22 protein-coding genes are annotated in these 25924 nt (G+C 70.9%); 15 read left to right on the forward strand and 7 right to left on the reverse strand.

Annotated features, from left to right (window positions below; genetic code table 11):
• Window positions 1-142 precede the first annotated feature (142 nt).
• The 4 genes from DEJ19_RS16525 (at window position 143) to DEJ19_RS16540 (ending at window position 3624) form a co-directional block, all read left to right on the forward strand.
• Entirely contained in the window at window positions 143-1774 is a 1632-nt protein-coding gene (locus DEJ19_RS16525) for a RecQ family ATP-dependent DNA helicase (protein WP_111232675.1), read from the forward strand.
• Window positions 1775-2018: 244 nt separating this feature from the next.
• The gene (locus DEJ19_RS16530; protein ID WP_035809242.1) at window positions 2019-2318 is read left to right on the forward strand and encodes a hypothetical protein; all 300 of its coding nucleotides are present in this window, start codon (window positions 2019-2021) and stop codon (window positions 2316-2318) included.
• 50 nt (window positions 2319-2368) lie between these two features.
• On the forward strand, window positions 2369-2734 hold the full coding sequence (locus tag DEJ19_RS16535; protein WP_146250619.1) for a hypothetical protein: 366 nt from the start codon (window positions 2369-2371) through the stop codon (window positions 2732-2734).
• Window positions 2731-3624 (forward strand): oxygenase MpaB family protein, encoded by an 894-nt coding sequence (locus DEJ19_RS16540; protein ID WP_111232673.1) that lies wholly within the window; start codon window positions 2731-2733, stop codon window positions 3622-3624. Before DEJ19_RS16535 ends, DEJ19_RS16540 begins: the two co-directional genes overlap by 4 nt.
• Here the strand turns inward: DEJ19_RS16540 and DEJ19_RS16545 are convergent.
• Entirely contained in the window at window positions 3597-4106 is a 510-nt protein-coding gene (locus DEJ19_RS16545) for an FHA domain-containing protein (protein ID WP_181437885.1), read from the reverse strand. The two genes, DEJ19_RS16540 and DEJ19_RS16545, sit on opposite strands and share 28 nt — an antisense overlap.
• A 120-nt stretch (window positions 4107-4226) precedes the next feature.
• Between DEJ19_RS16545 and DEJ19_RS16550 the strand changes: the two genes are divergently transcribed.
• The 11 genes from DEJ19_RS16550 (at window position 4227) to DEJ19_RS16600 (ending at window position 15567) form a co-directional block, all read left to right on the forward strand.
• Window positions 4227-4520, forward strand: coding sequence for a WXG100 family type VII secretion target (locus DEJ19_RS16550; protein WP_111089241.1), 294 nt, complete (start codon window positions 4227-4229; stop codon window positions 4518-4520).
• Between the two features lie 104 nt (window positions 4521-4624).
• Window positions 4625-4918 carry a DUF6317 family protein gene (locus DEJ19_RS16555; protein ID WP_111089240.1) on the forward strand — a complete coding sequence of 98 codons (294 nt, stop codon included), beginning with the start codon at window positions 4625-4627 and terminating at the stop codon, window positions 4916-4918.
• Window positions 4918-6192, forward strand: coding sequence for a hypothetical protein (locus DEJ19_RS16560; protein ID WP_111099533.1), 1275 nt, complete (start codon window positions 4918-4920; stop codon window positions 6190-6192). Before DEJ19_RS16555 ends, DEJ19_RS16560 begins: the two co-directional genes overlap by 1 nt.
• Window positions 6189-6863, forward strand: a complete 675-nt coding sequence (locus tag DEJ19_RS16565; protein WP_111099534.1) for a hypothetical protein — start codon at window positions 6189-6191, stop codon at window positions 6861-6863. The genes DEJ19_RS16560 and DEJ19_RS16565 overlap by 4 nt, the downstream gene beginning before the upstream one ends.
• A complete protein-coding gene (locus tag DEJ19_RS16570; RefSeq protein ID WP_111232672.1) occupies window positions 6860-7384 on the forward strand; it encodes a hypothetical protein in 525 nt (174 codons plus the stop codon). Before DEJ19_RS16565 ends, DEJ19_RS16570 begins: the two co-directional genes overlap by 4 nt.
• A complete protein-coding gene (locus DEJ19_RS16575) occupies window positions 7374-8834 on the forward strand; it encodes a hypothetical protein (RefSeq protein ID WP_111099536.1) in 1461 nt (486 codons plus the stop codon). Before DEJ19_RS16570 ends, DEJ19_RS16575 begins: the two co-directional genes overlap by 11 nt.
• Window positions 8835-8862: 28 nt before the next feature.
• Window positions 8863-9447, forward strand: a complete 585-nt coding sequence (locus DEJ19_RS16580) for a hypothetical protein (RefSeq protein ID WP_111099537.1) — start codon at window positions 8863-8865, stop codon at window positions 9445-9447.
• A gap of 51 nt (window positions 9448-9498) precedes the next feature.
• On the forward strand, window positions 9499-9744 hold the full coding sequence (locus tag DEJ19_RS16585; RefSeq protein WP_181441471.1) for a hypothetical protein: 246 nt from the start codon (window positions 9499-9501) through the stop codon (window positions 9742-9744).
• Between the two features lie 312 nt (window positions 9745-10056).
• Complete coding sequence (locus DEJ19_RS16590) at window positions 10057-14427, forward strand: type VII secretion EssC family protein (RefSeq protein ID WP_111232671.1); 4371 nt, start codon at window positions 10057-10059, stop codon at window positions 14425-14427.
• 22 nt (window positions 14428-14449) lie between these two features.
• Window positions 14450-14860 carry a hypothetical protein gene (locus tag DEJ19_RS16595; RefSeq protein ID WP_111232670.1) on the forward strand — a complete coding sequence of 137 codons (411 nt, stop codon included), beginning with the start codon at window positions 14450-14452 and terminating at the stop codon, window positions 14858-14860.
• A 68-nt stretch (window positions 14861-14928) separates the two neighbouring features.
• Window positions 14929-15567, forward strand: coding sequence for a pyridoxal 5'-phosphate synthase (locus tag DEJ19_RS16600; protein ID WP_111099541.1), 639 nt, complete (start codon window positions 14929-14931; stop codon window positions 15565-15567).
• Between the two features lie 31 nt (window positions 15568-15598).
• Here DEJ19_RS16600 and DEJ19_RS16605 read toward each other — a convergent pair whose 3' ends face one another.
• From DEJ19_RS16605 to DEJ19_RS16630, 6 genes are all read right to left on the reverse strand, one after another.
• Window positions 15599-15949, reverse strand: a complete 351-nt coding sequence (locus DEJ19_RS16605; RefSeq protein ID WP_146250617.1) for a hypothetical protein — start codon at window positions 15947-15949, stop codon at window positions 15599-15601.
• A 96-nt stretch (window positions 15950-16045) separates the two neighbouring features.
• The gene (locus DEJ19_RS16610) at window positions 16046-18409 is read right to left on the reverse strand and encodes a GNAT family N-acetyltransferase (RefSeq protein ID WP_111232668.1); all 2364 of its coding nucleotides are present in this window, start codon (window positions 18407-18409) and stop codon (window positions 16046-16048) included.
• Window positions 18406-19797, reverse strand: a complete 1392-nt coding sequence (locus DEJ19_RS16615) for a lysine N(6)-hydroxylase/L-ornithine N(5)-oxygenase family protein (protein ID WP_111232667.1) — start codon at window positions 19795-19797, stop codon at window positions 18406-18408. The genes DEJ19_RS16610 and DEJ19_RS16615 overlap by 4 nt, the downstream gene beginning before the upstream one ends.
• Window positions 19794-21218 (reverse strand): pyridoxal phosphate-dependent decarboxylase family protein, encoded by a 1425-nt coding sequence (locus DEJ19_RS16620; RefSeq protein WP_111232666.1) that lies wholly within the window; start codon window positions 21216-21218, stop codon window positions 19794-19796. The genes DEJ19_RS16615 and DEJ19_RS16620 overlap by 4 nt, the downstream gene beginning before the upstream one ends.
• Before the next feature lie 143 nt (window positions 21219-21361).
• Window positions 21362-23341 (reverse strand): LamG-like jellyroll fold domain-containing protein, encoded by a 1980-nt coding sequence (locus DEJ19_RS16625; protein WP_111232665.1) that lies wholly within the window; start codon window positions 23339-23341, stop codon window positions 21362-21364.
• A gap of 99 nt (window positions 23342-23440) precedes the next feature.
• Window positions 23441-25885 carry an ATP-dependent helicase gene (locus DEJ19_RS16630; protein WP_111232664.1) on the reverse strand — a complete coding sequence of 815 codons (2445 nt, stop codon included), beginning with the start codon at window positions 25883-25885 and terminating at the stop codon, window positions 23441-23443.
• Between the last annotated feature and the right edge of the window lie 39 nt (window positions 25886-25924).

The raw sequence follows: 25924 nt of genomic DNA on the forward strand, positions 1-25924 counted from the left end.
AGACAACGGCCGCCACGCAGCCTAGCGCTGCTCGGTGGACGGCCGGTGCACGGATGCCAGGCCCGGGTCCGCTCCGACGCGCATGAGCCGCTGCGCGCACCGCTGGGACCGGCCCCAAGCTGGCGCTCGGCACTGTGGATCGGTGCAACCCGAACTCCGTACCCGCGCCACCGAGGTCTTCGGCTGGAAGCTCCGCCCCGACCAGGAGTCCGTCATCGACGCGGTGCTCGAACACCGCGACGCCCTGGCCGTCATGCCCACCGGTTCGGGGAAGTCCGCGATCTACCAGGTCGCCGGCCTCGGGCTGGAGGGCGTCGTCGTGGTCGTCTCCCCGCTGGTGGCGCTGCAGGAGGACCAGGTGGTCGGGCTCGAGCACCATCCCGACGCACCCCGAGCCGTCGCCCTGAACGCCACGAAGAAGGCACGGGACGTCGCCGATGCGTGGGACGCCGTCGCCGCGGGCGAGGTCGGCTACGTGTTCCTGGCCCCCGAGCAGCTGGTGAAGGACGACGTGCTCGAGCGCCTCCGCGACGCCGGGGTCGCACTGGTCGCCGTCGACGAGGCGCACTGCATCTCGTCGTGGGGTCATGACTTCCGACCCGACTACCTGGCGCTCGGCGAGGTCGCGGAGCGCCTGGGCCGCCCACCGGTGCTCGCCCTGACCGCGACGGGCTCCGCTCCGGTGCGGGACGACATCGTCGACCGGCTCGGCATGCGCGACCCGTTCGTGCTCGCCTCGGGGTTCGACCGTCCCGGTATCCGGCTCGAGGTGGTCCGGCACGCCGAGGACGCCGAGAAGCGCCAGGCCGTGGTCGACCAGGTCGCCGAGCTCGACGGACCCACGGTCGTCTACGTCGCCACCCGCGCCGCGACCACGGAGTACGCCGACGCGCTCGCCGCCCGCGGTCGCCGCGCGCAGCCGTACCACGCCGGCATGCGGGTGGCGGAGCGCGAGGCCGTGCACACCGGGTTCCTGGACGGCGACGTCGACGTGGTGGTCGCGACGAGTGCCTTCGGCATGGGCATCGACAAGCCCGACGTCCGGTTCGTCGTGCACGCCGACGTCCCCGAGTCGATCGACGCCTACTACCAGGAGATCGGGCGGGCCGGGCGGGATGCCGAACCGGCCGGCGCCACCCTGCACTACCGCGCCGAGGACTTCGGCCTGCGCACGTTCTTCGCGTCCGGCTCGCCGCGGCCCGCCTCGGTCCGGGCCGTGTTCGACGCCGTCCCGACGACCGGCTCGATCGCCCGCTCCGCGCTGGTGGAAGCCGCCGGCCTGTCGGCCCGCACCGCCGGTCGAGCACTCAACGCCCTGCTCGACGCCGGCGCCCTGCGCGACGACGTGGACGGTGTCTCCCGGGTGCCGGACGGCCCGCAGGACGCCGACCGTGCGGCACGTGCGACAGCCGACCGTGCCGCCGAACGGGAACGGGTCGAGGAGTCCCGCATCGCGATGATGCGCCAGCTCGCCGAGACGACCGGGTGCCGCCGGCAGTTCCTGCTCGGCTACTTCGGCGACGAGCTGCCGGAGCCGTGCGGGAACTGCGACACCTGCTCGTCCAGCACGGCACGCGAGGCCTCCGCCCACGTCGCCGACGGTGCGAACGACGAAGCGTGGCCGCCGGATGCGCGCGTCGAGCACGCCGAGTGGGGCACGGGCGTGGTGATGAGCACGGAAGAGGACCGCATCACGGTGTTCTTCGAGTCCGCCGGCTACCGCACCCTCGCACTCGCCGACGTCGAGCAACGCGACCTGCTCGAACGCGTCTGACAGCGGCACGGACGAAGCGCACCGGCGGCCGGCGCACGGGCCCGCCCGGCCCGGCCGGCCCGGGCGGGGAAGGCGCGGTCGCTCGACCACCCGTCGGCGACCGCGCTCCACTCCCCCGAGCATCGGCGATGCTGCCGTGGCGGTGTGACCGGAAGGTGACGCCCGGGTGAACACGACACGAAACCGGACGGCCGCCAAGCGCCGGCGGGTAGGCAGGAAGCCCGCAACGGAAAGGAACCACACCATGAGCGACCCCGGCATCAGCCCCGTCGACGACTTCGAGTCCCAGCAGCGTCGCGACGACGACATCGACCGCGAGCACGTCGGCCCGTACGAGGTGGACGAGGCCGAGGAGTCCCTCGAGACGGTGACGAACGACGCGGTCGCCGGCGAGACGGTGGAGCCGCAGCCCGGTGACGGCTCCGACGACGGTCCGACCGGCGGGTCCCCGCGCGAGGGCTCGCCCGACCTGTGGGAGCACGAGAACGAGCAGGACGAGGACCGCGCCGACCTCGGCAACGACCTCGGCACGAAGCCGCTCTGAGCGCTGACCTGATCAGGCTCCCCCGGAACACGGCTCGGTAGCATCGGGCCGTGTTCCGACGAGTCCGCTCCAGCATCCGCAGCATGCCCTCGGCAGCGCGGCTCCTGGCGGTCGCGGCGATGCTGCTGGTCGCCGCCTCGGCACACCTCGCCGCCCGCTCGGAGCCCGGTGGCCGCTGGGTCCCGCTCCTCGTCGTCGGCGTCGTCGGTGCGGTCGTCACCGGATCACCGACCCGCCTCTGGCCACTCCCCGCGATCTGGCTCGTCGCGACGCTCCTCGCCCTGACCGGTGATGCGCCCGTCGAGTCCTCGTACGCACTGGTCGCCCTGGTCGTCGGCGCCGTCGCGCTCCTGGCGGCGATCGCCGTGGACCTGCGGCCCGTCCTGCGGGCGCGACGCCGACGCGGTACAGCGTGACCACCCCACGGCCTGGAGGCGCGACGCACGACCCGCACCGTGCCTCCCGTCCGCCTGCTGGTCGCGCGCACGACCGTCACCTGCGTCGGTTCCTCGCCGACAGCACCCCCGTGGCCGCGGGCGGCCGCGCCATCCTGCTGCAGATCGCCGACCCGGTCGTCGCGGCCGGTGTCCGGCGGCACTCGGACTTCGCCCGGCGACCCCAGCAGCGGCTCGCCCACACCCTGATGTTCGTCTACGCCGTCGTCATCGGCACCGACACCGACTCGGCGACCGCAGCGGGCTTCGTCAACCGTGCGCACCGGCCCGTCGCCGGCGCCGACGACGTCGACCGGCAGCTCTGGGTGGCCGCGACCCTGTTCGACTCCGCCCGCCGGGCGCACGACCTGTTCGGCACACGCGTCTCCCCGGGCCGAGCCGAGCAGGTCCTCGCCGCCTACGCCCCGATCGCGACCGCGCTGCGGGTGCCGCCGGAGCGTTGGCCGACCTCGGTGGCGGCGTTCGACCGGTACTGGCAGCGGATGCTGGAGGGGCTCGAGGTCACCGACGACGCCCGTGGGGTCGTCCGTGACCTGCTGCACCCGCGGTTCGCGCCGCTGTGGGTGCGGGCGGCGATGCCCCTCGTCCGCATCGTGACCGTGGGGATGCTGCCGGAACGGGTGCGCACGGCGTACGGCTTCGCGTGGGGGCCGCGGGAGGAACGGCGCTTCCGGCGCACGGTGCGGGTGGTGGCCGGGGTGCGGGCGCTCGTGCCGGGGGCCCTGCTGCGGCTGCCGGGGCCGCTGCTGCTGCGGGCGATGCGGCGGACCGCGGCGCGGTACGCGACGGCCGGTGCTGGTGCTGGTGCTGGTGCTGGTGCTGGTCAGCCTGCGAGTACCCGCACGGCGTAGTCCCCCACCATCACGACGTCACCGGGCCGGGCGATGACCTGTGCGCCGCCCACGCTGGGTTCCTGCGCACCGGACGCGCGGACGACCACCGTGCCGTTCGACGATCCGAGGTCCTCGACCACCAGGCCGCCGTCCCCGGTCGGCCGCATCGCGGCGTGCTCGCGTGACACCGACTTCCCCGGGTCGTCGAGCAGGACGGCTCGTCGCCCCGGCGCGGTCGGGACGCGCCGTCCCACGACGACCGGCTGATCGAGCGGCACGACGTTGCCCGGAGCCACCTCGAGTACGAGTCGCGGCACGACGCCGATCGTGGGCAGTGGCTGCTCGGTCCGGACGACGGCGTCTGGCTCGTCGTCCGACACCGGAGCCGCTGGGAGCACCCAGGCGCGGGACAGGTACCCGGCCTGCCGGTCGCGCTCGACGTCGGCACGCGTGACCGCCGGGCGCTTCGGAGTGTCGTCGTCCTTCCGGCGTCGAGCCACCGTGTACCCCTCGTTCTGGTGATTGTTCAGAAGTGGTGCGAGATGCAACGAGATCAAGTATGGTCGAAACGCGCCGGGGGGCTCCCGGTACTTCACATACGCATCGGGAGGGCATGCGCCATGGCCAATGTCAACGTCACCTACGACGATCTTCGCAACCAGGCTTCGCAGCTTCGCAACGGCCAGAAGGCCATCGAAGACCAGCTGAGCCAGCTCAAGAGCCAGATCGACAACCTCGTCTCGTCGGGCTACGTCACCGACAAGTCCTCGAAGGCCTTCGACTCGACGTACTCGGAGTTCAACTCCGGCGCGACGCAGACGATCCAGGCCATCGACGGGATGGCCGGGTTCCTCGAGAGCGCGGCGAACACGCTCGAGTCGACCGACGAGCAGCTCGCGTCCAGCATCGGCTGAGACCGGCTCGCAACGGTGGTGGCCGGCGTCCTCGGGCGTCGGCCACCGCTCTCGCTGCTCCGGCAGCACACACTTCGAACGACGACTTGACCAACGGGGGGACCGTGGGCGGCACACTCAAACTCGATCTCGACATGATCGGCGGCCTGGCAGCTGATCTCTCGAGGCTGCACGGCGACTTCGAACACGTCGCCTCGACTGCTGCTGACTACAAGTCCGGGGTCGGCTCGTCGACCATCGTCAGTGCGATCGACGAGTTCGCCAGCAACTGGGACATCCGCCGGGGGCGACTCCAGGAGTCGATCAAGGCGGTCGCCGAGATGGCTGAGAGCGCACACGACGGTTTCACGCAGACCGAGGTCGAACTCGCCAACAAGATCCTCGGGAAGGACAGCTGATGGCGCGTCCCACCGACTGGAGCGCCGTCGACCTGCCGATCGACCCGGTGCCCGGCGATCCCATGGAGATCCGCCAGTCCGCATCGGGCGCTCGTTCGATCGAACGGGCGATCACCGAGCAGGTCAACCGCCTCAATTCCCTCAAGGACGGCGACGGTTGGGAGAGCGAGTCGGGTACCAAGTTCCGCGACTCGGCCGGTGATCTCGCTGGCGCCATCGAGAAGGCGAAGGGGCGCTACACCCAGCTCGCCGCGGCGCTAGACGACTGGGCGAACGGGCTCGAGGGCATCCAGCAGGAAGCCGATGCTGCCCTCGCCCGTGCGCAAGAGGCTCAGGACGCGCACCGAGCCGCCGCCGGCCAGACCCTGACCGCCGCGCCGGACACGCCGGAGCACCAGGACCAGGTCGACGCGCAGGACCGCGCGCTGAGTGCGGCGCAGGGCGACATCGACGCGGCGAAGGCGATCATCCACCGGATCGCTGGCCCGTCCGGGCTGGCAGGCGAGTACGGGGACCTCTCCGACCGTGTTGCGAGCCGTATCCGGGACGGTGCGGACGACGGGATGAAGGACGGCTGGTTCGACCACGTGAAGCAGGCGATCCACGATGCCAAGGGGGTGCTCGAGGCGATCAAGAGCATCCTGAACGTGGTCGCCCTCGTCCTCGTGGTGGCCGCGGTCATCGTCGCCTTCGCGATCCCGGGCGTCAACCTCATCGCGTTCGCCGTCGCTGGTCTCGTCGTGGCGAGTCTGACGTTCGGTATCACTGCAGCGCAGGCCGCCGCCGGAGACGCCACAGCATCGGATGTGGCGTGGGCGGCCGTCGGCGTCGCGGCGTCCGCTGTAGGCCTCGGAGCCGCGAAGACTGCTGCGTCCGCGCTACCGGCCTTGACACGGTCGACCCTGCAGTCCGGCGCACGCGGAGCTGCGAACAGCGCGCGAGCGGCCGGCATCCCGGAGGGACCCGTCTTCTCTGCCAAGTACACCGAACTGCGAGCGAGCGCGGCAGCGGTCGGCGACAAGGCCTGGGTCAAGTTCTTCGACAACACGCTGACCAACGGTGCGATCGCGCCGGTGCTCATCAGCCGGCTTGCGAGCGGAGGGCCGATCGCTCAGGAGATGCTGCCGAAGATCCTGCTCCCAGCCGTGACCGCCTCGGTACTCGGGGCGAAGGGCATCTACGACGGCGTCGTCGACGCTGCTGACGACCTCGGCGACCTCCTCTCCGGCAACTACTGGAAGAACGCGACGTCGGTGCAGGTCGGCTCTCTGTGACCGGCTACCGCCTGCAACTCCCGGAAGGGTGGATCCGGACCCGTCTCTCCGGCGACCTCGACCACGTCGTCGACCAGATGGTTGAGCGGACGATCCCGCGCGGGCGCTTCGGAGACTCGGACGGTGCCATCGCCAGACGTCGGCTCAGAGACGACCTTCGCCAGTCCTTCGGCGCCGCCGCCGACGCAGGAGCGGTCGACATGTACTCCTTCGAGGGCGAGGTCAGCGGTGTCCGGCTGCCGATGAGCTTCTCGGTCTCCGTGGCGCACTTCGGCGCGACCGTCGGCGCCCTGCCGCTCGAGGTCTTCGCAGAGGCGCTCAGCGACTCGGGTGACGCGCGGGTCGTCGACTTCCCCGCGGGCAAGATGATCCGTGCTCGGAAGGAAGTCAGCGAGACTGCCGGAGCAGCACTCCGCGCCGCAGGGCCCCCTGCCACCGGGATCGGTCTCCTCTCCGCGCCGTCCCAGCGCTCGCTGGAGGCGTTGAACCGATTCGTCGCAGACAACGCCGACGTCGAGGTGTCAACGACAACGGTCGATTACCTCGCTCCCATCCCGGGTGAGCAGGGGACCTTCGTCCTCGTTTCGCTGACGGCTCCCGGCCCTACGGACGTCGAAGCACGTGTCGGGCACTTCGACGTGCTCATGGCAGGGTTCGGGTGGACACGATGACGACGCAGCTGGAGGTCCCTGTCACCACCGTGATGGCCCCGCTCGGGATCGTGTCGAACCGCGTCCAGACCAGCGAGGGCTTCGCCACGACGGATCGCGAGGACCTTTCCGAGCTCGGCCAGCTGCTGGCTGCGCGGGGAGCAGATGCCGCATGGGCTCTCCTCGACGAAGTCGACGATTCGATCGCGTCCTGGATCGCGCTCACGCTCCGACCCCTCGGAGGTGCTGCGCCGGGTGTCGTCCGTCGAGCCGCGCGCTACGACGATCCGATCGAGAGCGACGAGGCGATGCGCGACACGACGCTCGGCCGAGCGCTTCGACTTCGACAACGAGCCGCCATCACAGCGCCGAGCCGCGACGAACCGAATGCCACCATCGTGAGCGAGAGTCTCAATTGGTCGTGGGTCCTCCCCGCGGACATGATGTTGTGCGTGCACTCGAACACAACACAACTGGTCTATGCCGATTGGGTCGCCCGTCACGTCGATCTGGTGGCGAACGGCATCGACGTTGTCCACTGATCTCCCTGAACTCGTCGTCCGCAGCGCGGTCGTCAGTGATCGGGCAGCGGCGCGTGACCAGTTCATCGGTCTGACCGTCGTCGATGGCACGGTCTTCTCGGTCCGATCGGACGGCCGCATCGAGACGCTCTGCTCCGGCATCCGCCGCGCGGCATGGGCTCCCGCCACGGCATTGCCACGGGAGATCGGCGTCGTCACCGCCGTCGGGGCGGTTGTCCTGATCAGCGACGACAGCACCAACGTGTTCCCACTGGACGTGTGGTGGATCGAGCCTGCCGCTCCGGCGACGCCTCGCCAAGCAGTGTCATCAAGCGGGTTCGACGACCTCGCCGACCGACTCGGTCTCGAGATCGCGTTCGATCCGGACGCGATGACGGGCTTCCAGACAGCGAGCGCCGTCGTCCACGTCCCGCTTCCGGACACCGCAGCACGCCGCGCCCGACGGCGCACCTTCGTGGTCGCGCTCCTGCAGGCGATCGCGCTCGTTCCCGTCCCCATCGCGTTCGCGCTGCTCGGCCGAGGGTGGGGCGGCAGCGTCGCGGTGCTGGGTTGGCTGAGTGCGGCCGTCTCAGCAGCCGCTCTGGTGAACGTCGTGCTCAGTGTCCGAGGACGACGTCGAACGCGACTGCGGATCGGGACCACGGTGGTTCGTCCGAGATCCGGGCCCGGGTGGTTCCGAGAGCGAGCCGGCATCTCAGTCGCGAGCGGAATGGTCGTCATCGACGACGGACGCGGCCGATCCGTCCTGCTGTCCACACCGCAAGCGACCTCATCCGCGTCGGCTGTCGTTCGTGCGCGCACGGTCCGCGGGAAGCAGGCTCGCGCGGTACTGATCGACGGGACGGACGTCGTCCGCGCCGAGCTGCCGTTCGCGTTCTGGCCCGAGTCCGACATCGACGAACTGCTCCGAGAGCTCTCGGTGATCCGAGATGCAGGCAGCGACCGACGCAGTTCTGCGGACGTGCGCTTCGACCCGCACCGCGGTGCCGCCGTTCCTGGCACATCACTCATCGTGTGGACCTCGCTCGGGGTCGTCCCGCTCATCGCCGTGGGCGGTGCGACGATCCTGCAACTGATGGTCTCGGTCTTCGCGAAGATCGGAGGGCCGCTGACATGGGGGATCGCCCTCTCGTTCGGTTCCGCGTCCGTCGTGATCCTGCTCGCGGTCATCGGCACCGAGCTCGGCGGACGACTGCCCCCTGTCGAACCGCCACCTCGAGGTTTCCGGCCTTCTCGGACCTTCGGGTCTGTTGTCGGCTGGTTCGTCCTCCTCTCCGCCGTGGCAGTCGGTCTTCTCGCGGTCGGAGACCCGGGGACCGCCTGCTACGCGGAAGCGCTCGCCTTCGCGAGTGTGGCGTTGCACTGGTCGCTGTACCGTCGCCGTGCCATCCAGTCCCGTCGTGGAGTGACGAGCATCGGGCGCTGGCTCGCAACGGGGTGCAGGAATTGACCGGACAGCCGAGAAGGGAGACCTCCTGATGGGACTCGAATTCGATTACTTCAACGCCTGGACGAGGTTCATCGAGGGCGACCCGGCCACCGCCGGGCGCGCCGCAACAGCGAACGTGATCAGCCACATCCACCGGCCTGTGCCGAAGCGTGTCGCAGGATCGCTCGAGTCGGCGATGACCGAACTGGCACGATTGCGGAACGACGTCGATGCCCACGACTTCTTCGTCCTGACGACCGACGCCCCGACCATCGAGATACTCGCCTACACGGTCATCCAGTACTTCCCAGGACTCGATGCTGCAGCCCAGGCGGTCGACGACGCACTCCTCCCGCTCGCCGAACGGACAGCCGATGCCGATGTGTCCACCGTCACGACGGCACTCGGTCCCGCCACGAGGATCCTCGACCGGACGGAGACACCGGCTCGCTCACTCCTGCGCCGCGCGGTTCCGTCGACGACGATCCGATGGGTGCAGCCCATCGGACAGCTGCCCGATCCGCTGACCGCCGTCCTGACCACGTTCATCCCGAAGCGGGCTGACGAGTCGTTCGCTGCGCCCTTGGTCGACCAGTTCGCCCTCGGGCTGGTGCTCACTCCAGATGCCGAGTGAGAACGACCACGACAACTACCACGACCACGACCACGACCCGCGAAGGAAGCGATGACACGACGACTCCCCCGCACACCCGGACGCCGCTGGGCCGCATTCGCCCGCGACACGGTGATCGTGCTGGCCATCGGTGTCGGCGTCTCCCTCCTCCCAGGCGGCAAGTACGACACGGGTCCCTGGGACGGACCGACCGCGTGGCTCATCCGGTACGTCGTGTGGGCATTCGCGTTGGTCGTCGGCGTCGTCATCGGGAGTCGTCACCTGAAGGCATCCCGTCCATCGAGGGGCGGACGATGACGACGCCCGCTGGCGGCGGCGCACCGCCCGCGCACGTGCAGCGCATGACCTGGCCGTTCGTGTCCGACGCATTTACGGCGCGACGTGACCGATGGGGGCTGCACTGAGCCCGCGTCGAGGTGAACCGACCCGCTCCCCCACACCGCACCTCCAGGCCGAGCGCCCATCCACAAGCCGGACGCAACACGACCTGCCGGACCGGGGAACCTGCGAGAATCAGGCCATGAGCGGCAGCACGACGCTGCGGGGGGCCTCGTCCGACCACCGCGTTGCGACCACGACGACCACGAACTCCGGTGCGGGGCGCCTCCCGTGCGCCTGACGTTCACCGCGAGCCACCTTCCGTCGAGCGCCTCCGCCGACTTCGTGGTGGAGTGCGACGAGGACACCCTGCTCGGCGAGATCGTCGAGGTCGTCGCCAAGCGGCTCGGGCAAGGGGCTGCGTCGATCGTCGACGTCTCGGTCGACTCCGTCCCGACCACCCCGCACGCACGCATCGGTGACGGTGTGCTGCTCGAGGGCGCTCGGCTGACGTTCGGGGCACCGGCACCGGTGCTGCCCCTGCCGGGCGACCTGCCGAGCGTGCGGATCGTCGGCGGACCGGGTGCCGGCACCGTGGTGGTGCTCGATGCGGGCATCGCCCACGTCGGTTCGGCGCCCGACGCGACGGTGCCCCTGCCGGACCGGAGTGCACCGGAGTACGCCGCGATCCTGCGGCTCGACCTCAACCGTCGGTTCACGATCACGCCGACCGAAGGCTCCACGGTGCTGGTGGACCGCACCGAGGTCGACGACGAGACCCCGGTCGAGCCGGGCAGCATCGTCACGATCGGCGACACCCTGCTGTCGGTCGCCGTGCCGGACGCCGACCGAGCGGCGATCACCCTGACCGCCGGTGGCGGCTCGCTCGACTACACCCGGCCGCCGCGGCTCCTGCCCGAGGACCACCCGTCCGTGTTCAAGCTGCCGGCCGTGCCGGCGCAGCAGTCACGTCGGTCCATCCCGATCATCGCGGCGCTCGCGCCGCTCGGCATGGCCGCCGTGATGATCTCGATCTTCCACAACGTCGCGTACCTCGCGTTCGGTCTGATGTCACCGATCATCATGTTCGGCAACGCCTGGTGGGACCGCCGGAACGGCAAGAAGACCCACAAGCAGCGCGTTGCCGAGTACGAAGAGACCAGGAAGGCGGTCGAGGCGGACGCCCTGGAGGCGGTGGTCCGGTACCAGCGCGAGCTGCGGACGAGCGCACCAGACCCCGCAACCGTGCTCGACGTCGCGTTGCGGCGTCGCGCTCGCCTGTGGGAGCGCCGCCGGACCGATCCTGACTACCTGACGCTCCGCGTCGGGACCGCTGACGTCCCGTCCGGCGTCGTGCTCGAGGACCCGTCGGCGCTCGAGCACCGTCGCGCGGTCGACAAGCTGGCCGAGGACGTGCCGGTGATCGTCGACCTCGGCGTGCAGGGCGTCGTGGGCGTCGCGGGCCGAGACGAGCACACGCGGCACCTGACGTCGTGGTTCGTGGCGCAGCTCGCGGTGCTCCAGAGTCCGCGTGACACGCAGTTCGTCGTGCTGACGGACGCCCGGTCGGCCGATGAGTGGGCGTGGTTGCGGTGGATCCCGCAGGCCCGGCCGGGCTTCGGGCAGGACGCCGTGATCGCGATCGGCAACGACGCCGAGACGCTCGGTGCCCGGGTGGCCGAGGTCGGTCAGCTGATCGATGCGCGACAGCGGGCCATGCGTGAGTCCAACATGCGCGGGATCCCCGGTCCGGACATCGTCGTCGTGCTCGACGGTGCCCGGCGGCTCCGAGCACTGCCCGGTCTGATCCGCATCCTCAAGGAAGGGCCGGCGGTCGGCGTCCGGGCGATCTGCATCGAGGAAGAGGCACGGCTGCTGCCCGAGGAGTGCTCCGTCGTCGTCACCGTCGGGCCGGAACGCATCCGGGTCGCCGCGCAGCGCCAGGCGACGGTCACCGACGTGCGGCCCGACCGGATCCCGGACGGCTGGTTCGAGACGGTCGCCCGAGCGGTGGCGCCGATGGTCGACGCCGACGACGAGAGCGACGCCGGCGGACTGCCCACGTCGTCGCGGTTGCTGGACGTCATGCTGCTCGAACCGCCGACGGCCCGTGCGATCACCGGGAAGTGGTCGGTGCGGCCCCGCACGACCGAGGTCGTCGTGGGCGAGAGCCTGGACGGTCCGTTCGCGTTCGACCTGCGGAAGGACGGCCCCCACGGCCTGGTCGCCGGCACGACGGGTTCGGGCAAGTCCGAGCTCCTGCAGACGATCGTCGCGTCGCTCGCGGCGACCAACACTCCAGAGGGCATGAACTTCGTCCTCATCGACTACAAGGGTGGGGCTGCATTCCGCGACTTCGCGCCGCTGCCGCACACCGTCGGCATGGTGACCGACCTCGACACGCACCTGGTGGAGCGAGCGCTCGAGTCCCTGGGTGCCGAACTCCGTCGTCGCGAGCACCTGTTGGCCGATGCGGCAGCGAAGGACATCGAGGACTACCTCGACCGCCTCGGTCGTGGTGAACCGCTGCCGCCGATGCCACGGCTGCTCATCGTCATCGACGAGTTCGCGAGCCTGGTGCGGGAGCTGCCCGACTTCGTCACCGGCCTGGTGAACATCGCCCAGCGCGGTCGATCCCTCGGCATCCACCTGATCCTCGCCACGCAGCGTCCGACCGGTGTCGTCTCGAACGACATCCGCGCGAACACGAACCTGCGGATCGCGCTCCGGGTCACCGACTCGAGCGAGAGCACCGACGTGATCGACGCCGGCGATGCGGCCCAGATCCAGAAGAGCACCCCCGGCCGCGGTTACATCCGTCTGGGTGCCGGGGCCCTGCTGCCGTTCCAGTCGGGCCGCGTCGGTGGCCGTCGCCCCGGACAGTCGACCCAGCGCAAGCAGGTCTGGGCCGCTGCCGTCTCGTGGTCGGCGCTCGGCACTGCACCGCCCGCACCGCCGAAGTCCGAGGTGCAGCACACCGACGAGCGAACCGACCTGCAGGAGCTCGTCGGTGCTGTCACCGAGGCCGCAGCGGAACTCGACGGTCCGGCTCCCTACCGCCCCTGGCTCGATGCCCTGCCGGAGACGCTGCTCTTCACCGACCTGAACGACCGCGCGTGGGAACTCGACGACAGCACCGCCACGGATGCCCGGGTGGGGCCGCTGCCGTTCGCGCTCCAGGACTTCCCCGGCGAGCAGGCGCAGCGGGTACGCAGCCTCGACCTCGATTCCGACGGGCACCTCTACGTCGTCGGAGCCCCGCGGAGCGGCCGGTCCCAGGTGCTCCGGACCCTCGCGGCAGCCATCGCCCGGAACACCTCGGCGGCCGACGTCCACGTGTACGCGCTCGACTGCGGCAACGGCGCGCTGCTGCCGATCCAGGCGCTCCCGCACGCCGGTGCCGTCGTCCAGCGCGTCCAGACCGAACGAGCCCAGCGGCTGCTGACCAAGCTGACCCAGGAACTCGCCCGGCGCCAGCAGGTGCTGGCTGACGGCGGTTTCGCCAGCATCGTCGAGCAGCGAGCCGCGGCCGTCGTGCCGGCGGAACGTCTGCCGCACATCGTCTTCATGCTCGACCGCTGGGAGGGCTTCGTCGGCTCACTCGGCGAGCTCGACCACGGCGCTCCGACCGACCAGGTGATGACACTGCTGCGCGAAGGTGCCAGCGTCGGGATCCACCTGGTCGTCACCGGAGACCGACAGCTGCTCTCGAGTCGGATGGCCACCCTGGTGGAGGACAAGCTCGTCCTCCGGCTGTCGGACCGGGGCGACTACGGGCTGGCGTCACTCAACCCGCGGAAGCTCCCGGAGCAGGTCCCCGACGGACGCGCGTTCGCCTCCGAGTCCGCGACGGAGACACAGATCGCGCTGCTCGCCGCAGCCGGCACCGGGCAGTCGCAGGCCGCCGCCATCACGGCCCTCGCTACCTTCGCGACGGAACGCGACCGGGCCGTCGAACGCAGCCGACGTCCCTTCCGCGTCGACCAGCTGTCCGGCCCGGTGCCGTTCGAGCGTGCATGGGAGATGCGCGATGACGACGCCGGCCTGTTCGGTCTGGTCGGCATCGGCGGTGACGACCTCACCGCGATTGGGCCTGACCTGGCCGCGGCCGGTTCGTTCGTCGTCGGTGGACCCGCGAAGTCCGGACGCAGCGCCGTCCTGCTCTCGATGACCCGTTCGGTCCTGCGCGAGGGTGGCGAGGTCGTGCTCGTGACCCCGCGGCAGTCCCCGCTCCGTGCGCTGGCCGCGGAACCGGGCGTCCTGGCGGTGCACGAGGGTGTCGATCTGACCGAGGACGACCTCGCATCCCTGTTCGACGGGCAGCCCGGTCGACGCGTCCTGGTGATCGACGACGCCGAGCTCGTCAAGGACGCCCCGGCGAAGAGCTGGCTGCAGGGGTTCGTCAAGCGTGCGGCCGACAACGGTCAGGCGATCGTCGCAGCCGGATTGACCGCCGAGTTCGGTGTGGGGTTCACCGGCTGGCAGGTCGACATGAAGCGCAACCGCTCGGGAGCGCTGTTGAGCCCCCAGGCGATCACCGAGGGTGACCTGCTCGGCATGCGCCTGCCGCGGAGCAGCATCGTCGAGCGCGTGCAGGTCGGTTCCGCGATCGTGCACCTCGGAAACGGTGAGCTCGTGTCGGTGCAGGTCCCGACACCGTGACACGTGGTCACGGGACGCGCTCATGACGACGTACGACCGGATCGCGTACCGGAACGGCACCAGCACCCCGGCGAGCGTGACGGTGGAGATGGACCTGACGAGCCCCGACCATCAGGTGCGCTACACCGTGACCGTGTTGCTGCTGGGCACAGAGCACACGGCCACGGCGTACGACGCCTTCGAGGCGCTGAGCCTGGTGCGCACGGCACTCGACCGCGAGGGGTGGCTCCTGGGTGTGCAGGGGGCCCGCATCGATGTCTGGGCGAGCAATATGGCGCGACAGCAGGGTGGTGGCATGCGTGCGTATCGACTCCGCCGCGGTCGTCGTCCCCGGTTCAAGGACCTCGTCGATGTGTTCGCCCCGGCCGACGAATGCCTCAGCACCGTGCAGGCGCAACGCGCGTTCGTCAAAGCGAAGTTCCCTGACGCCTGACCGGGTGCCGGCGACGACCGTCCTTGACTCCCTGAACACCGAGCCCCCGCGCACGGTTGGGTGGGTACATGTCCTCTGCCCCGCTCTCCGGTGACGACTCCCTCCACCTGCCCGAGTTCGACAACCCGCCAGCGTCTCCGCTCGACCTCGCTCGCGAGTGGCTGTCCGCGGCGAAGGACCGGGAGGTCTCCGAGCCGTTGTCGATGACCCTCGCCACGGCCGGCACCGACGGCCGCGTGTCCGCTCGCACCGTCGACGTGAAGCGCATCGAGGCGCGCGGACTGGTCTTCGGCACGTCGGAGGACAGCCCGAAGGGCCGGCAGCTCGCCGAGAACCCGCACGCAGCCCTGCAGTCCTACTGGCGCGAGACGATGCAGCAGCTCCGGTTCGAAGGCCACGTCGTGCGACTGTCGGACGCCGAGTCCGACGCCCTGTTCGCGGACCGCTCCCCCAAGTCACGCGCCGCGACGGCAATCGCCGATCAGTCCGCTGTGCTCGAACCCCGCACCCTGCAGGACCTGATCGACGACGCGAACGACCTGCTCGACGACTCCGGCGACGACGTCCCCCGACCTGCTCGGTGGGTTGCCTGGCGTCTCGAGCCCGACATCGTGGAGTTCTGGCACGGCAGCCGTGACCGGATGCACCGACGACTGCAGTACGCACTCGCCGAAGGCGCCTGGACGGCCACACGCCTCCAGCCCTGAGCCCGACGGTCCGCGTTCAGTCCCTGGACCATCACACCGGCGGAGCGGGTTCGACTCGGACCGTGAACGATCGAGCATCGTCCGATCGTTTCGCGATGACGAAGCGGCTCTCCGCTGGGTCGACGGTTCCGATCCGCCACACCGGCCACGAGTGCGGCCCGAGTTCGGGATCGAACCACGGTGCGGGCCCGTTGTCGTCCTCGCGCAACGCGCGCCGGACGCTCTTCGGATCGAGCTCGGGGAACACTTCGGCGCGCGCCGCCGCGATCATGCGCTCTGCGGCGGCATCGACGGTGGCGGACCGTTCCGCCCGTGGGTTCCGGGTGATCCAGTAGGCAGCGAGGTACCCGATCACCACGAGGCCGATCGCCGCAACGGTCACGACCCACAGTCCAGCATCGGGATCGACCGTGGGGATGCGATCGATGCCGGAGACCCCGACGACGAACGCCGGCGCCCGCACCGAGCGCCCACGCCCCTACCGCCCGATCGGGTTCGCCATCGCCCCCGCCCAGATGAGCGACGCCGACTGGTCCGCCAGGTCCACCATCGACAGGGTGTTCCGCAGCTGCAACCGGTTCAGGCACGAGTGCTCGAACGTCGGCACCCGCAGGTCCAGCGGACGACGGCGGCCCGGGTGCGCGGCGGCGTGGGCGTCGATGCACTCCCCCACGACCTGCCAGAAGCGGACCTCTGGCAGCACCCCGTCGTCGTCGAGGATCGCGGCGACGAACCGCAGCACCCCGTCGAACACGTCGGTGAACACGGCGAGCGCGGCTTCGTCGTCGGACACCGGGTGCACGATCCGGTCGATGTCAGCGGGCACCGGGCGGTCGTCGTGCCGACCGAGCACCGCGGCCTCCTCGCCGATGTCCTTCATCACCGCACGGACCACGACGCCGTCGCGCACGACGAGCACCAGGTTCTCGCCGTGCGGCATGAACACCAGGTCGTGCACGGTCAGGCAGTGCACGACGGGCAGCAGGTACGCGTCGAGCCAGCGCCGCACCCACTCGTCGGCGGGGAGTCCGGACGCCTCGATCAGCGCCGAGACGACGGCGTTCCCCGAGGCGTCCCGGTGCAGCAGCGCCGCCATCGTCAGCAGTCGCTCGCCGTCCGCCACCCGCGGCAGCGGGCTCTCCCGCCACAGGGCCGCGAGCATCTTGCGCTGCGGCGACGACACGTCGACCCGGTGGTAGGCGTCCCCGGTGTAGCCGATCGCGGCGTGCTCCCGGAGCACCGAGAACCCGGCAGCGGCGAGCGTGGGGTCGGCGGCGACGATCGACTCGACCCAGTCGTTCACGGCCGGGGTGTTCCGCATGTAGGCGGGCGACATCCCCCGCAGGAACCCCATGTTCTGCACGGCGAGCGCCGTCTTCACGTACGAGCGTGCCGGCTCGGTCCGGTTGAACGCGGTGCGGATGGACTGCTGCGGCTGGTACTCGTCGGGCCCCTCGCCCAGGTCGACCAGGTCCTGCCGGCCCAGGTCGGGTGCGAAGGTCACGGCGATCCGGTGCTGCCACTGCCAGGGGTGCACGGGCAGCCACACGTAGTCGTCGGGGTCGAGTCCGCGACGCTCCAGGGTGGCGCGGAACCCGGCCACGACCGCCGCCGACAGCTCCGACTCCCAGTGCGCCTGCTCGGTCCGGTCCGCGGCGAGCGCCAGGTGCGTGTGCTCGCGTCGCGCGGCGAGCCACCGGTACCGGAACCGGCCGCCGGACTCGGGCGCGAACGCCCGGTACTCGTCGAGCCCGAACCCGATCCGTCCGTTGGCGGCGACGAACGCCGGGTGCCCCTCGGTCATCGCGGACTCGACGTCCTGGAACGATGCGACGGCAGCCCCGACGGAATCCCCCGCTCGCCCCCGCGCCAGCTGCGCCGCCGACGGCCCACCCCGCCGGTGCTTCGCCGCCGCACTCGCCAGCGTCGACGCGATCTCCTCCAGGTACGTGCCGAGCAACTCGTCGGGGATCCCGAGCACCGCGCGCAGCTCGAGCACGAGTTCCTGCGCGCTGAGCGGCGCCGACACCCCCGCACGGGTCCGCGTCAGCGAGGCCTCGTCCATCGACCAGTGCTCGAGCACGTGCTGCCGCGCCCGGAACCGGTAGGTCGACTCCCCCGCCTCGAGCCGCCACCCGTCCCCGTCGGGCACGGGTGCGATCAGCCGTTCGTGGGTGAACTCCGCGATCGCCTTCGCGACGAGGTGCCGTTCGGCGGGCTCCAGGTGCTCGGGCCGCAGGTGCGCGGCCGGCCCGTCGTCATCGGGGACGCCGATGCGATCGGTGTCGAGCACCGACAACAGGGCCCGCTTGCCGTCGACGTCCACCTGTCGCAGGGCGCGGAACCCGACCTCGGCGTTCTTCGCCTGCACGGCGGTGTTCCGCACGTCCGGTTCGACGACGACCCGGCGCGCGCCGAGGGCGTCCCGGCAGTGCTCGACGACGGCACGCATCACCGCGCTGGTCAGGCCGTGCACACGACGGTCCGCGGGCACCGGCGCGACGAGCAGGTGCATGCCGACGTCGCCGGGTTCGGCCGCCCACACGTCGGCGAGCAGGACGGCGGAGGGGTCGTAGGTCTCCGCCAGGAAGCACGGTTCACCGTTCCGGCGGCCGAGCCACGCTGCCTGCGCGGGGTCCGCCTGCACGCCGGCCAGGTAGGCACGCACGGCGTCCACGTCGAGGTCGCCCATCTCCCACCACGACGACGCCGGGTGGGCGAGCCACGACTGCACGACGGCGGCGTCGCGTTCCGGGTCCACGGGTTCGACGGTCAGGAGGCCCGGCTCGGCTCCCCCAGGCGCGGTCGCGTCCGGCGCCGTGGTGGTCACGGTCGTGCTCATGCGGAGACCTCCGCGGGCTCGGTCGCGGGGCGGGCCGGCGCGCGCTCCGCGGCGCCGGGGCGGGCGGTGGACGGCGCTGCTGCTGACTGCTCCGAGGCGGGCAGGCCGAACTCCTGGAAGGCGATCCGGGCCTCCAGGCCGTACACGGGGCGACCCGTGACGGACCGGATGATCGACGCGTTCCGCCACGCACCCATGCCGAGGTCGGGCGCGGTCAGGCCGTGCGTGTGCTCCTCGGCGTTCTGCACCCAGATGCGTCCGCCCAGGGTGTCGACGTGGTGGTCGCGCGCGACCGCCAGGCGACCGCGGGAGTCGCGGGCGACGAGGTGCTCGACCGGGTCGAGGAACCGCGGGACCCTCGGGGTGTACCCGGTGGCCAGCACCAGCTGCTCGACCTCGTGCTCGTACGTCTGGTCGAGCTGCTCGTGCCGGAGCGTCAGCCGGTACGTGCCGCGGTCGGCGAGCCAGGCGGCGTCGACGACGCTCGTCTCGGTCCGGAGCGTCGTCGGGACCGGACCGCGCGCACTGATCCGGTAGAGCTGGTCGTACAGGTCGTCGACCAGGTCGGCGCTGATGCCCTTGTACAGGCCGCGCTGTTCCCGCCCCAGGCGGTCGCGGACGGCCTCGGGCAGCCCGTGGAAGTGGTCCGTGTACTCCGGGCTCGTCATCTCGAGGGTGAGCTTGGTGTCCTCCATCGGGAAGAACCGGGGCGAGCGTGTGATCCAGTCGAGGCGGTAGCCGTCCTGCCGGATGTCCTCGAGCAGTTCGCGGTAGACCTCGGCGGCGGACTGCCCGCTGCCGACGACGGCGATCGACCCGGCGTCGCGCAGGGCATCGCGGTTCGGCAGGAACTCGGCGGAGTGGAGCGCCGGTCCGCCGATCCCGCGCAGCGGGGCGGGGACGGACGGCTCGGTGCCGATGCCCACGACGACGTGGTGTGCGCGGTACGTCTCGGGACCCTGATCGGTCTCGGCGTGGACCGTGAACGTGTCGGTGACCGGGTCGTGCTCGACGGCGGTCACCCGGCGGCCCCACCGCAGGGTGTCGAGCCGGTCGGCGGCCCAGCGGCAGTAGGCGTCGTACTCGCTGCGCAGGGGGTGGAAGTCCTCGCGGATGTAGAACGGGTACAGGCGCCCGGTCTCCTTGAGCCAGGCGAGGAACGAGAACGGCGAGGTCGGGTCGGCCATCGTCACCAGGTCGGCGAGGAACGGCACCTGGATCGTGGCGTCGTCGAGCATCATGCCGTGGTGCCAGGCGAAGCCGTCGGCGGCGTCGAGGAACACCGCGTCGACGTCGGCGATCGGGTCGGTCAGGCAGGCGAGGCCGAGGTTGAACGGGCCGATGCCGATGCCGATGACGTCGTGCACGGGCTGCTCATCGCGGTTCATCGGTTCGCTCCCTCGGTCTTGGTGGTGGCGGCGCGCACCCGGGCGGCCGTCGCGACGACGTGCTCCAGCGACGCGCGCATCTGCTCCGGCGTCGTCTCCGGGTTGAGCAGTGTGAGCTTGTTGCACGGCCGGCCGTCGATGACCGTCTTGGCGATGAGCACCCGGCCCTCGGCGAGCAGGGCTGAGCGGATCGGGGCGACCAGCGCGTCGGCGGCCTCGTCGGTCATGCCGGCGGGCTGCCAGCGGAACAGCACCGTGCTGAGCTGCGTCGGCGCGACGAGCACCAGGTCCGGGTGCTCCTCGACGATCCGGTGGGTGGCCGCGGCGAGGTCGATGACGGCGTCGAACGCGGCACCGATCGCGTCGGCACCGGTCGCCCGCAGGGTGGCCCAGAGCTTCAGGGCGTCGAACCGGCGGGTGGTCTGCAGCGACTTGTCGACCTGGTTCGGCTCGGCGGCGTCCTCCGGGTTCAGGTAGTCGGCGTACCAGGCGGTGCGGCGCAGGTCCTCCGGGCGCTGCACGAGCAGGGCGCTCGACGACACCGGCTGGAAGAACGACTTGTGCAGGTCGGCGGTCACGCTCCGGGCCCGTTCGACGCCGTCGAGCAGGTGCCGGCGGGTCGGGGACACGAGCAGCCCGCAGCCGTACGCGGCGTCGACGTGCAGCCACACTCCCTCCAGATCACAGACGTCCGCGATCGGCTCGAGCGGGTCGATGACCCCGCGGTCGGTGGTGCCGGCGGTGGCGACGACGGCCATCGGCGTCTGCCCGGCTGCGCGGGCGGCGGCGATCGCCTCGGCGAGGGCAGCGGGCACCATCCGGCCGGCGTGGTCGGTGGCGACGGCGACCACGGCCTCGAGCCCGAGCAGCCGCGCCGACTTCGCGATGCTGAAGTGGGTCTCCGCGGTCGTGAACACGGTGCCGCTGGTGCCCAGGGCCTCGCGCGCCAGCAGCAGGGCCTGCAGGTTCGACTGCGAGCCGCCCGAGGTGAAGATGCCGTCCCCCGCGGCGAAGCCGATCCGGCCGGCGAGCCAGGCGACGACGTGCCGCTCGATCTCGGTGCCGATGCGGGACTGGTCCCAGGTGTCGACCGACGGGTTCACGGCGGCCAGGACCGACTCGGCGGCGACCGCGGGCAGCGCGACCGGGCAGTTCAGGTGCGCGAGGTACGCCGGGTCGTGGAACCAGACGGCTTCGCGGACGAACAGCTCGTCGAGTTCGGCGAGCGCGCGGTCCGTCCCGAGGGGTTCGGCGTCGAGGTCGACGTCCTGCACCCGGGCCCGGAGGACCTCGGGAGCGGTGTCGGTCGTCGGACGGTCGGCGGCGGCGAAGCGGTCGGCCAGACGGTCCACCGTGGACGTCACGGCGGAGCGGTAGCGCTCGGCGGTGGCGGTGGTCAGGAGTTCGATGGGAGGTGTCACGTTAGGTAAGGCTAACCTCACTAACCGTCATCGTGCCACCCGAACGAGGGGCGCGTCGAACGGCCGGGCGTGTCAGACGCACGTCTGCCGGGCAGCCCGGGCGCCCACCCACCGCGCGGGTCAGGCGTCCGCCTGTCGAGTCGTCAGGCGTTCATGAACTCGCTCGGCTGCAGTGCCCGGCCGACGATGCGCACGTCGCCGATCGACCCGACGAACACGTTGTCGAGCTTGTCGCCGTAGCGGTACCCACCGAGCAGCCACGGCTTGCCGATCGTGCTGAGACCGCGGTTCGGTGTGGACGGGTTGCGCACGACCGGGCACCCGTCGACGTAGAGCACGGTGTGCGTCCCGTCGTTCACCACGGCCACGTGCCACCAGGCGCCGAGCGGCAACTCGTGCCCCCAGTTCGTCAGTGATCCGTCCTGGCTCGCCGGGTACACGCACCACTGCAGTTCGCGGTCCCCCGACAGGCTCAGCGTCATCGCGGGTTCGTCCGGGTCACCGTCGGCTCCGGTCGCCTTCCCCACCTGGCCGGCGCTCGAGTACTGCGACAGCAGGGCGCTGAACCCGTTCGTGCTCGGGTCGAACGTGGTCGGCAGCGCGAAGAACGCCTCGACCGTGTAGCCGCGGGGGAAGTGGGTCCGGTTGAGCGGTGCCGTGTCGACGGTCTGCAGGTGGTCGCCGCCGGTCTTGCCGCCCTGCAGCGCGAGGCTGCCGGCGCCCGGCTGGTCGGGGTGGTGCGCCGCCGTCCAGCGCAGCGCCCCTGCGACGGCACCGGTCCGCCGGGCGACCACCAGGTCGTTGCCCTTGCCGCTCTGGTCGCGCACCCGCGTCGTCGGCGCGAGCGCCGCCCCGTCCGGGTTGCCGTCGAACCGCCAGTACGCCAGCGTCCCCGGCACCAGCATGCGTGCCGCCGGCCGGGAGGCCCGTGGTGCGACCGGCGCGAACCCCGCGAAGCGCGCGTCGAAGTCCACCGCCATGGTGAAGCGGTCGACGTCGCCACTGAGGTTGACCTCCTGGGCTGCGAGCTCGTTCGCGTCGCCGAGACCGCCGGCGAGCAGGAAGGGCGACAGCGTCTCGACGTCGATGACGTTCCGCTCGAGGTCGACGTGGTACAGCCGGATCATGGCCGCGCCGCCGTAGTAGCGGTTCTGGTAGTTGGTCAGGTGGAGTGCGACGTCGTGCCCCACGGCGTTCTTCGCCGTCGTGCGGCCCGGACCCCAGTAGTGCCCGTTGAGCGTCAGGAACACCTGGTCGTGCTTCGAGATGAAGGAGTCCCAGAGCTGCTGGCCGTAGGGGTCGAACGCCGCCCCACCGCTGGCGTCCGAGTCGACGAGGGCGTGCGTCGTGAGGATGACCGGAGCGTGCGGCCGGGCCGCGAGCACGGAGCTGGCCCAGGCGAGCCCGCTCGCGCTCGTCCGCCAGTCGAGTGCCAGGACGACCCACTCTCGGCCGGCCGCGGTGAACCGGTGGGCGGTGTTGTAGCCGTCGGGACTCGAACCGATCCAGCCCGGGGCCTTCCGGAACCGCTGCGGACCGAACAAGTCGAGGTACGGGGTGCGGCCGCGCTGGTCGTCGGTCGAGGAGTCGACGTCGTGGTTGCCGGCGAGCACGCTGTAGGGCGCCCCGGCTCGGTCGAGCACGTCGAAGACCGCACCGGACGCGCGCATCTCGGACGCCGCACCGTTCTGGGTCAGGTCGCCGAGGTGCACGAGGAACACCGTGTTGTGCCGGGCCTGCTCGCGGACGACGTACTCGAGCGAGGCGCGCATCGGTGCCTGGTCGACCGCGGCGCCGTCGAACATGTACTGCGTGTCCGGCATCACCGCGACGGTGAAGCGCGGCGAGGTCGTGTCCGGGTGCCACCGTCCGGTGTGTCCGCGCGCCACCGCTGCCTGCGCGGCCACGGCCGATCCGCCGAGCGCTGCCGGAGCCACGGCGGGTGCCGCGGTCAGCGCATCGGCGACGGCCGGGGCGCTGCCGAAGCCGTTCGACGCCCCGAGACCGGCGGCACCGGCGAGTCCGGACCCGACCAGGAAGCCCCGGCGGGAGACCGGGATGCGCTTGCTGCGGTCTCCGGCGTGGTCGTGGGCGTCGTCGCGGTCGTCAGGGCTGTTCTGCACAGCACCGCACCGTACGGATCGCGGGGGAACACCCCGGGTCCGTTCCGTGAACTCCAGACCGGCCGCGGCTGCCGGTTCGGTGTGGACCGGTGAGGGCTCCTACAGCTTCTCGATCGGGGCGATCTTGATGAGGAGCTTCTTGCGGCCCGCGGAGTCGAACGCGATCTCAGCGATGCGCTTGGCGCCCTGCCCCGTCACCGCGGACACCGTGCCCTCGCCGAAGTCGACGTGCTTGATGCGGTCGCCGGCGACGAGTTCCATGTCGCCGTTGTCGCGCACCTGCCCGGACACCCGGTTCGCCCACTCGGTCTTCGGACGGGTCTTCGAGGCAGCCGCTGCGCGGTCGTACGAGCCGCCGCCCCAGCCACCACCACCGCGGTAGCCACCGCCGCCACCGCCGCCGAAGCCGCCGTCACGCTTGGCGTTCAGGGCACGGGGCTGCGTGCCACCGCGGCTGTTCGCCATGCCCGGGGACTGCTTCCACTCGATGAGCCCCTCGGGGATCTCCTGCAGGAAGCGCGAGGGCATCGCCACGTTGACGTCACCGAACTGGGCACGGGTCATCGCGAGGGACAGGAACAGGACCTTCTTGGCGCGGGTGATGCCCACGTAGAACAGCCGGCGCTCTTCCGACGGACCGCCGGGCTCGTTGGCGGACATCCGGTGCGGGAGCAGGTCTTCCTCGACGCCGGTCAGGAACACCGCGTCGTACTCCAGGCCCTTCGCGGTGTGCAGGGTCATCAGCGACACCGTGCCCGAGGAGTCGTCGAGCTCGTCCGCCGCGGCGACCAGCGAGACCTCGGTCAGGAAGTCCGACAGCGTGCCCTCGGGGTTGTTCTTCTGGAACTCACGCGTCACGGCCACGAGCTCGTCGATGTTGTCGGCGCGTGCGGCGTCCTGCGCGTCGGGCGACTTCCGCAGGTTGTCGAGCAGCCCGGAACCGTCGAGCAGCTGCGTCAGGGTGTCGACCACCGGCTGTGTCGGTGCCTTCTCGGACACGGCGTCGAGCAGCGCCGCGAACTCCGTGATGGCGTTCCGCACCTTCGGCCCGAACCCGAGCTCGCCCGCGTGTCGCAGGGCGTCACGCATGGTGGTCTCGTGCTCGTCGGCGTAGCGCTGCAGCGTGGTCTCGGTGACCGAGCCGATGCCGCGCTTGGGCACGTTGAGGATGCGGCGCAGGGCCATCGGGTCGGCCGGGTTGGCGACCGTGATCAGGTACGCCATGGCGTCCTTGATCTCGGCACGCTCGTAGAACTTCGTGCCGCCGAGCACCCGGTACGGGATCGCCGCACGGATGAAGATCTCCTCCAGTGCACGGGTCTGCGAGTTGGTCCGGTAGAACACCGCCATGTCGCGGTAGTCCATGCCGTCTTCACGCAGGCGCTGGATCTCGTCGGCGACGAACTGCGCCTCGTCGTGGCCGGTGTACCCGGTGAAGCCGACGATCTTCTCGCCGGCGCCGACGTCGGTGAACAGGCTCTTCGCCTGGCGGTCGAAGTTGTTCGCGATGACGGCGTTCGCCGCGTCGAGGATGTTCTGCGTCGAGCGGTAGTTCTGCTCGAGCAGGATCGTCTTGGAGTTCGGGAAGTCCCGCTCGAACTCGACGATGTTGCGGATGTCCGCCCCGCGGAAGGCGTAGATGGACTGGTCGGAGTCACCGACCACCGTCAGGGACGCGGGGGCGATCGAGCCGTCGGTCTCGCGCATCCGGGCGACGTGCTGGCCGGAGTCCTCGAGCTTGTCGACCTGTTCGACCGGCACCGGGCGGGTGAGCTCGCGGATCAGGGCGTACTGGGCGTGGTTCGTGTCCTGGTACTCGTCGACCAGGATGTACCGGAAGCGGCGCTGGTACAGGGCGGCGACGTCCGGGAATGCCCGGAACAGGAACACCGTCTGGCCGATGAGGTCGTCGAAGTCGAACGCGTTCGCCCGGCGGAGTTCGTTCGTGTAGCGCCGGAACACCTCGGTGAACATGACTTCTTGCGGGTCGTTCACGTTGATGTTGCGCGCGTAGGTGTCGATGTCCTGCAGCTCGTTCTTGAGCTTCGAGATCTTCGACGCCGCGGCACCGACGGTCAGCCCGAGGGAGTCGGCCTCGAGCTCCTTGATGATCCGCTTCAGCAGCGCCTTGGAGTCGGCGGAGTCGTAGATCGTGAACGACTGCGGGAACCCGAACCGCTCGGCTTCGCGCCGCAGGATGCGCACGCACGCCGAGTGGAACGTGGAGATCCACATCCCCTCGGCCTCGCCACCGACCAGGGCCCGGACGCGCTCGCGCATCTCGGCGGCGGCCTTGTTCGTGAACGTGATCGCCAGGATCTGCGACGGCCACGCTTCGCGGTTGGCGAGCAGCAGCGCGATGCGGCGGGTGAGCACGCTCGTCTTGCCGGAACCGGCGCCGGCAACGATCAGCAGGGACTCGCCGCGGTACTCGACGGCTTCCTTCTGCTGGGGGTTCAGACCCGCGGTGAACGGGTCTTCGTACGCGCGGGCACCGGCGCCCGGCTCGGGCGTCGATTCGAAGGGGTCGAGCACGATCGTCATGTTCGGGACATTCTAGGCGAGACCCCCGACAGCGACCTC

It is taken from the genome of Curtobacterium sp. MCSS17_016 (assembly GCF_003234255.2).
GTDB classification, from domain to species: domain Bacteria; phylum Actinomycetota; class Actinomycetes; order Actinomycetales; family Microbacteriaceae; genus Curtobacterium; species Curtobacterium flaccumfaciens.